Source organism: Actinotalea sp. C106, assembly GCF_023630195.1.
Taxonomy (GTDB): Bacteria; Actinomycetota; Actinomycetes; order Actinomycetales; family Cellulomonadaceae; genus Actinotalea.
Window position 1 is genome coordinate 1 of the sequence record NZ_JALPKN010000190.1, and the last position, 6,331, is coordinate 6,331.

General features: G+C 73.7%; 7 protein-coding genes. 5 read left to right on the plus strand and 2 right to left on the minus strand.

The genetic code is table 11. From position 1 onward, the window contains the following. The coding region (locus L0B03_RS12490) for a HAMP domain-containing sensor histidine kinase (RefSeq protein ID WP_250446206.1) at positions 1 to 828 on the plus strand (828 nt) is incomplete at its 5' end. Here the strand turns inward: L0B03_RS12490 and L0B03_RS12495 are convergent. Then, positions 762 to 1,199: a VOC family protein gene (locus L0B03_RS12495; protein WP_250446209.1), complete on the minus strand. Its 438-nt coding sequence runs from the start codon at positions 1,197 to 1,199 to the stop codon at positions 762 to 764. The genes L0B03_RS12490 and L0B03_RS12495 overlap by 67 nt on opposite strands. Positions 1,200 to 1,247: 48 nt before the next feature. Then, positions 1,248 to 1,961 (minus strand): head GIN domain-containing protein, encoded by a 714-nt coding sequence (locus L0B03_RS12500; protein WP_250446211.1) that lies wholly within the window; start codon positions 1,959 to 1,961, stop codon positions 1,248 to 1,250. 279 nt (positions 1,962 to 2,240) lie between these two features. Here L0B03_RS12500 and L0B03_RS12505 point away from each other — a divergent pair, with 279 nt between their 5' ends. The 4 genes from L0B03_RS12505 to L0B03_RS12520 all read left to right on the plus strand — a co-directional run. Next, the gene (locus L0B03_RS12505; protein WP_250446212.1) at positions 2,241 to 2,870 is read left to right on the plus strand and encodes a TetR/AcrR family transcriptional regulator; all 630 of its coding nucleotides are present in this window, start codon (positions 2,241 to 2,243) and stop codon (positions 2,868 to 2,870) included. After that, a complete protein-coding gene (locus L0B03_RS12510) occupies positions 2,867 to 4,420 on the plus strand; it encodes an MDR family MFS transporter (RefSeq protein ID WP_250446214.1) in 1,554 nt (517 codons plus the stop codon). Before L0B03_RS12505 ends, L0B03_RS12510 begins: the two co-directional genes overlap by 4 nt. 96 nt (positions 4,421 to 4,516) lie before the next feature. After that, positions 4,517 to 5,557 (plus strand): methyl-accepting chemotaxis protein, encoded by a 1,041-nt coding sequence (locus L0B03_RS19355; protein WP_308200049.1) that lies wholly within the window; start codon positions 4,517 to 4,519, stop codon positions 5,555 to 5,557. Positions 5,558 to 5,723: 166 nt separating this feature from the next. After that, a partial coding sequence (locus L0B03_RS12520; RefSeq protein ID WP_250446216.1) for a pentapeptide repeat-containing protein occupies positions 5,724 to 6,331 on the plus strand: 608 nt, incomplete at its 3' end.

Below are 6,331 nucleotides of genomic sequence, written 5' to 3' on the forward strand. Positions count from 1 at the left end.
CGACTTGGGGCGCTGCCGGTGCCGCGGACCGACGACGAGCTCGGAGCGCTGGCGCGGACCCTCAACGAGATGCTGGACCGCCTCGAGGTCGCCGCCGCGCGGCAGCGGGCCTTCGTGGCCGACGCGGCCCACGAGCTCCGGTCACCGCTCGCCGCCCTGCGGGCCAGCATCGAGGTCGCCCGGGCCCACCCCGAGACCTACCCCGCCGGGGCCCTCGCGCAGGACCTCGAGGATGAGGTGCTCCGGATGCAGGCGCTGGTCGACGACCTCCTGCTGCTTGCCCGCATGGGCTCGCGACCCCGCCCGAGCACGCCCCTGGACCTGCGGGCCGCGGTGGAGGAGGCGATGGGCGGGCTCGTGGCCGGCGGGGTCGTGATCCGGGTCGACGGTGACGGCGAGACGCAGGGCGAGCGCACCGCCGTCGTGCGGGTGGTGCGCAACCTGGTGGAGAACGCAGCCCGGCACGCCCGCACCACGGTGCACGTGCACGTCGTCGACGGTGCCGTCACGGTCGAGGACGACGGCAACGGCATCCGCGCCGAGGACCGTGAACGAGTCTTCGCGAGGTTCGTCCGGCTCGACGAGGCGCGCGAACGCGAGGCAGGGGGCAGCGGGCTCGGGCTGGCCATCGCCCGGGAGATCGCGCGGGAGCACGGCGGAGACGTGACCCTCGACGAGAGCACCCTCGGCGGGCTCCTCGCCCAGGTGAGCCTGCCGCAGCACGCGAGCCTGGACCCCGGGCAGGCTGCGGGCCCTTCGGGTCAGTCCTCCCCCACCCCGGGGGCGGAGACGAAGACGCAGAAGGGGTGGCCCGCAGGGTCCGCGTAGACGTAGAGGGCCTCGTCCGGGTCCGCCGACCGGTCGAGCAGGAGCCGTGCGCCGAGGTCGAGCAGGCGGCGGTGCTGGGCGGCGAGCTCCTCGGCCGAGCCGACCGTGGTGTCCAGGTGCAGCATCTGGGGGTAGGGCCCCTCGGGCCAGGTCGCCTCGGGCAGGTCGGCGACCTGCTGGAAGGCGATCGACACCCCGGGGTTGCGCAGCACGAGCCAGTCCTCCCCGGCGGGGTCGGGCTCACCGGGCGGGGGCGGCTCGTCCCCCGGCCGGTACGTCAGACCGAGGACCTCGCGGTAGAACTCGGCGAGCTCGCGCGCGGAGCGGCAGTCGAGCACGACCTGGCGCAGGGTCGGGTAGGTCGGGCTCATCGCGCACCTCCTGGGTCGACGGGCCTCCAGGATGCTGCGGAGCTCGGGTCAACGCACCCGGAGGTCGCCCGACCCCTGGATGTCGCTCGTCACGCGCGCTCCACCGCCGTGAGTCACGGAGCCGCTCCCCGCGATGCTCACGTCGAGGGTCCTGGTCGCCTCGACGTCGACATCCCCCGAACCGGCGATCGAGACCGCGGCGTCGCGGCTGGTGAGCCCTTCTCCCTCGTAGGCCCCCGACCCCTCGATGCTGACCTGCAGCTCGGCAGCCCGCCCGCCGAGGACCACGTCCCCCGAACCGGCGACCGACACCGCGGCGCCCTGGACGTCGACCCCGTCGACACGGACCGCTCCTGAACCCTGGATGCTGACCGCCAGGGTCTCGCCATCGGCTCGGTCGACCGTGATGTCCCCCGATCCTGCGAGCTCGACCGCCTCGAGGTCGGTCACCACGAGGTGGTAGGAGACCGCGCCGGGCCCGCGCCACCCGAAGGACCTCTCGGTGCCCAGCCGGAGCACGCCGTCGTCGACCTCGCTCGTCAGACGAGGCAGGACGCGCTCCCCTGCCGTGACCGTGAGGGAGGGGCTGGTGCCGTGCTCGACGGTCAGGTCCCCCGAGGTGGCCAGCTCGACCGCCGTGACCTCCGCGATCTCGCGGGTCTCGGTGGTCCTGGGCCCGACCGCTGCCGTGCTGCCGCAGCCTGCGAGCACGACGAGGCCGACGACGGCGGTGAGCACAGCGGGCAGGGGGCGGAGCGTCATGGTGGTCCTCGTCCTCGGTGGGCCCCCGGCGGTGACGTGGGACGCCCCACCGCCGGGACGGCGCAGTCCCTCCGCGCCACCTCCAGCCTGGTGGACCTCCTCGGTCCGGCGCATCGGGTACGACCCCGAGCCGCCCCTGAGCCCGAGGCGCTGATCCCTGAGGCGGGGTCGGGGTCCTCACGCAGCGGCTGGGTCCGTCGGCAGCACCGTTGTGATGCACATCACGCACTTGACGCAGTATCTGCAAAGTTGCATCCTGTGCAAGGACGAGAGGACCTCATGACGACCACCACCCCCCTGCGCGAGCGGCAGCGCGAGCAGACCCGTGCGCTCATCGCCCGCACCGCGGTCGACCTCGCGATCGAGCGCGGCTACCCGAACGTCACCGTCGAGGAGATCGCCGCCGCGGCCGGGGTGGCCCCGCGCACCTTCTTCAACCACTTCGCCACCAAGCGCGACGCCCTGCTGAGCTGGACCACGCGGCTCGAGCCGGCCGCGGTCGAGGCCTTCCTCTCCCCCGAGGCCCCCGGCCTCGCCGCGAGCCTGCAGGAGCTGCTCCTGGCCTACGTGGCCAGCGCCGACCGGGACGAGCTCGGCCGCATGCAGGAGCTCCTCGACACCAACCCGGAGCTGCGCCCCCAGGTCCGCGACCTCTTCCGCGAGTTCGAGGCCTCCCTCGCCGACGCCATCGGCCGTCGGCCCGAGGTGGACGCCGGTTCCCCCGAGCCACGAGTCCTGGCAGCGCTGAGCACCGCGGTCTTCCGGGCGTCCTTCTCGGAGTGGACCGGTGCGCAGGGCAGCACGACCCTCGCCGAGTGCGTGGCGAGCTCCTTCGCGATCGTCCGCCGCGCCCTCGGTCGCACCGACCCGTCGCACCAGGACACCGAGCAGGAAGGCGACGAGGCATGACCGCCCTGGCCACCGACGCGCCGTCGGCCCCGACCCCGTCGCGCCACGGACGACGCGAGATCACGCTGCTGTTCGCCGGGCTCATGATCACGATGCTGCTCGCCTCGCTCAACCAGACCGTCCTGAGCACCGCGCTGCCGACCATCGTGGGCGAGCTGCACGGCGTCGAGCACATGCTCTGGGTGATCACCGCCTTCATCCTCGCCTCGACCGTGACCATGCCGGTCTACGGCAAGCTCGGCGACCTCCTCGGACGCAAGCCGCTGCTGGTCGTCGCGATCGGGCTGTTCATGGCCGGCTCCGTGATCGGCGGCCTCGCGCAGGACATGACCTGGCTCGTCGTCGGCCGGGCCGTGCAGGGTCTCGGGGGTGGCGGCCTGATGATCCTGTCGCAGGCGACCATCGCCGACGTCGTCCCGGCCCGCGAGCGCGGTCGCTACATGGGGATCATGGGCGGGGTCTTCGCGGTCTCCTCGGTGGCCGGGCCCCTGCTCGGCGGATGGTTCACCGAGGGGCCGGGCTGGCGCTGGGCCTTCTGGATCAACCTGCCCCTGGGTGTCCTCGCGATCGTCGCGGCCCTGCTCTTCCTTCACCCCCGGCGCGCCCCCGTCGCCCGGCCCCGGCTCGACTGGGCCGGCATGGCCTCGATGACCGTGGCCACGACCGGTCTGGTGCTGGTCGCGACCTGGGGCGGCGCGCAGTACGCGTGGACCTCCCCGACCATCCTCGCCCTGGCGGGGACGACCCTCGTCGCGGCGGCGCTCTTCGTCTTCGCCGAGGGACGGGCCGCCGAGCCGATCGTGCCCCTGCACCTCTTCGCCGACCGCAACTTCAACCTGACGACCACGGCCGGGCTGCTGACCGGCGTCGCGATGTTCGGCGCGATCTCCTACCTGCCCACCTACCTGCAGATGACCGCCGGGGTCGACGCGACCCATGCGGGCCTGCTCATGGTGCCGATGATGGGCGCCCTGCTGCTGACCTCCGTCCTCACCGGCCGCGCGGTCAGCCGCACCGGGCGCTACAAGTGGCTCCCCGTGGGCGGCTCGGTGCTCGTCGCGGTCTCCCTCGCGCTGCTCTCGACCATGACCCCGCAGACCTCGCTCGTGCTCATCGGCGTGTACATCGCGGTGCTCGGCACGGGACTCGGCTCGACCATGCAGCTGCTCGTGCTCATCGTGCAGAACTCCTTCCCCGTGCGGCAGGTGGGGACGGCGACCGCGAGCAACAACTTCTTCCGGCAGATCGGCGCGACCCTGGGCTCTGCCGTCGTGGGCAGCGTCTTCGCCACACGGCTCACGGCCCTGGTGGCCGAGCGCCTCCCCGCGGGGGCCGGCCCGGCGGACGGCACCAGCTCGCTGACCCCGGCGCTCGTCAACGCACTGCCCGAGGCCCTGCGCCTGCCGATCGTCGAGTCCTACAACGACGCGCTCACCCCGGTCTTCCTCGTCATGGCACCGCTGGGCCTCGTCGCGGCGCTGCTGCTCTGCTTCGTCGTCGAGAAGCCCCTGGCGACCACGGTCGAGGACGGACCTCCTGCTCGGTCGTGAGGCAGGAACGCCTCGGAACTCCTCACAGGGGGGCGGTACCGACCGATCTCGGACATGAGGCCCAGGTGGGCCCACACCCCCGAGGAGGGCCGCCCCGTGCCCGAGCGCGTCGTCAGTCTCGCCCACGAGGTCGGTGCGGTCACCGCCGAGAAGCTGCGCGGCATCGAGAAGGTCGCGAGCAGCACCAAGATGCTGGCCCTCAACGCCCTCATCGAGGCCTCCCGCGCCGGTGAGCACGGAGCAGGCTTCGCCGTCGTCGCCCGGGAGGTCGGGCAGGTGGCCGACCAGGCCCGCGAGCTCTCGGAGGCCCTGACCAACGAGCTCGGCCCGCGGATCACCGAGCTGACCGAGCTCGGCCACGAGCTCGTCGCGCGGGTGCGCGGCCAACGCCTCGCCGACCTCGCCCTCAACGTCATCGACGTCCTGGACCGCAACCTCTACGAGCGCAGCTGCGACGTGCGGTGGTGGGCCACCGACTCCGCCCTCGTCGACGCCCTCACCCCGGCCGACCCGAACGCCCCGGAGGGCACGGCCCGGGCTGCCCGCGCCCAGGCCGTCGCCGGCGAGCGCCTGGCCGTGATCCTGCGCAGCTACACGGTCTACCGGGACCTCTGGCTCGCCGACGCCTCGGGGAGGGTGGTCGCCCACGCCGCCGGAGGCCGCTCAGGCGTGATCGGCACCGACGTGAGCCGCGAGCCGTGGTTCCAGGCCGCGATGCAGACCGCCGACGGCGACCGGTACACGGCCCAGGACGTCGAGCGGCACCGGGTGCTCGGGTCGACCGTCGCCACCTACGCCACCGCGGTCCGCAGCGGTGGTGCGACACACGGCGCCCCGCTGGGGGCCCTCGGCATCTTCTTCGACTGGGACAGCCAGGCCCAGACCGTCGTCGACAGCGTGCGCCTCTCCCCGGCCGAGCGAGAACGCACCCGCGTGCTCGTGGTGGACCGCGACGGCCGGGTGCTCGCCGCCTCGGACCGCTCCGGGGTGCTGTCCGAGACTCTCACCCTGCAGACCCAGGGGCGCCCGAGCGGCCACTACGCCGACGGCAGCCGCACGGTCGCCTTCGCCCTCACCCCGGGGTACGAGACCTACGCCGGGCTCGGCTGGTCCGGGGTGATCCTCCAGGAGGCGTGAGCGGGCGTATCGTGCGAAGCCCGCCTGCCCCGGAGGTCATCTTGCCCGTCGACACCCCCAGCCCTGGACCGAGGCCGCCGCGGAGCGCCTGGCGCTGGACCTCCACGGTCGGGCACGAGGAGGACCTCGCCCGAGCCCTGGACCAGGTCCTCGAGGGCGCCGCACCGTGACCCGGCTCGACCTGGTCGCGGACTGCTCGAGGTGCCTCGCCCTGTGCTGCGTGGCGCTGCCCTTCGAGCGGTCGGCCGAGTTCGGACTGACCAAGGCCGGCGGGACCCCCTGCCCGAACCTCGACGAGGGCCTCGGCTGCTCCATCCACGCGCGACTGCGCCCCGCCGGGTTCGCCGGCTGCGCGACCTACGACTGCCTCGGCGCAGGCCAGCACCTGACCCAGGTCACCTTCGCCGGGCGCGACTGGCGCACCGACCCGGCGGTCGCCGGCCCGATGTTCGCCGCCCTGCCCGTGATGAAGCAGCTCCACGAGATGCTCTGGTACCTCACCGAGGTCCTGGACCTCCCCGCCGCGCGACCACTGCACGAGGAGGTCCGCTCGGCCGTGGCCCACGTCGAGGGCCTCACCGACCTGGGTCCCTCGGCGCTGCTCGCCGTCGACCTCCCCGAGCAGCGCTCGCGGGTGGGCGAGCTGCTGTCCCGAGCCAGCTCCCTCGCTCGGGAGCGCGTCCGCCGAGGCACGGGCGCTCCGGACGGCACGGGCACGGGGCATCGGGGGGCCGACCTCGTCGGCGCCAGGTTCCCCGGAGCCGACCTGCGGGG

Excerpts from the sequence above, each read along its gene's own strand:
- L0B03_RS12495 (WP_250446209.1), bottom strand. The coding sequence starts at position 1,199 with ATGAGCCCGACCTACCCGACCCTGCGCCAGGTCGTGCTCGACTGCCGC.
- L0B03_RS12500 (WP_250446211.1), bottom strand. The coding sequence starts at position 1,961 with ATGACGCTCCGCCCCCTGCCCGCTGTGCTCACCGCCGTCGTCGGCCTC.
- L0B03_RS12505 (WP_250446212.1), top strand. The coding sequence starts at position 2,241 with ATGACGACCACCACCCCCCTGCGCGAGCGGCAGCGCGAGCAGACCCGT.
- L0B03_RS12510 (WP_250446214.1), top strand. The coding sequence starts at position 2,867 with ATGACCGCCCTGGCCACCGACGCGCCGTCGGCCCCGACCCCGTCGCGC.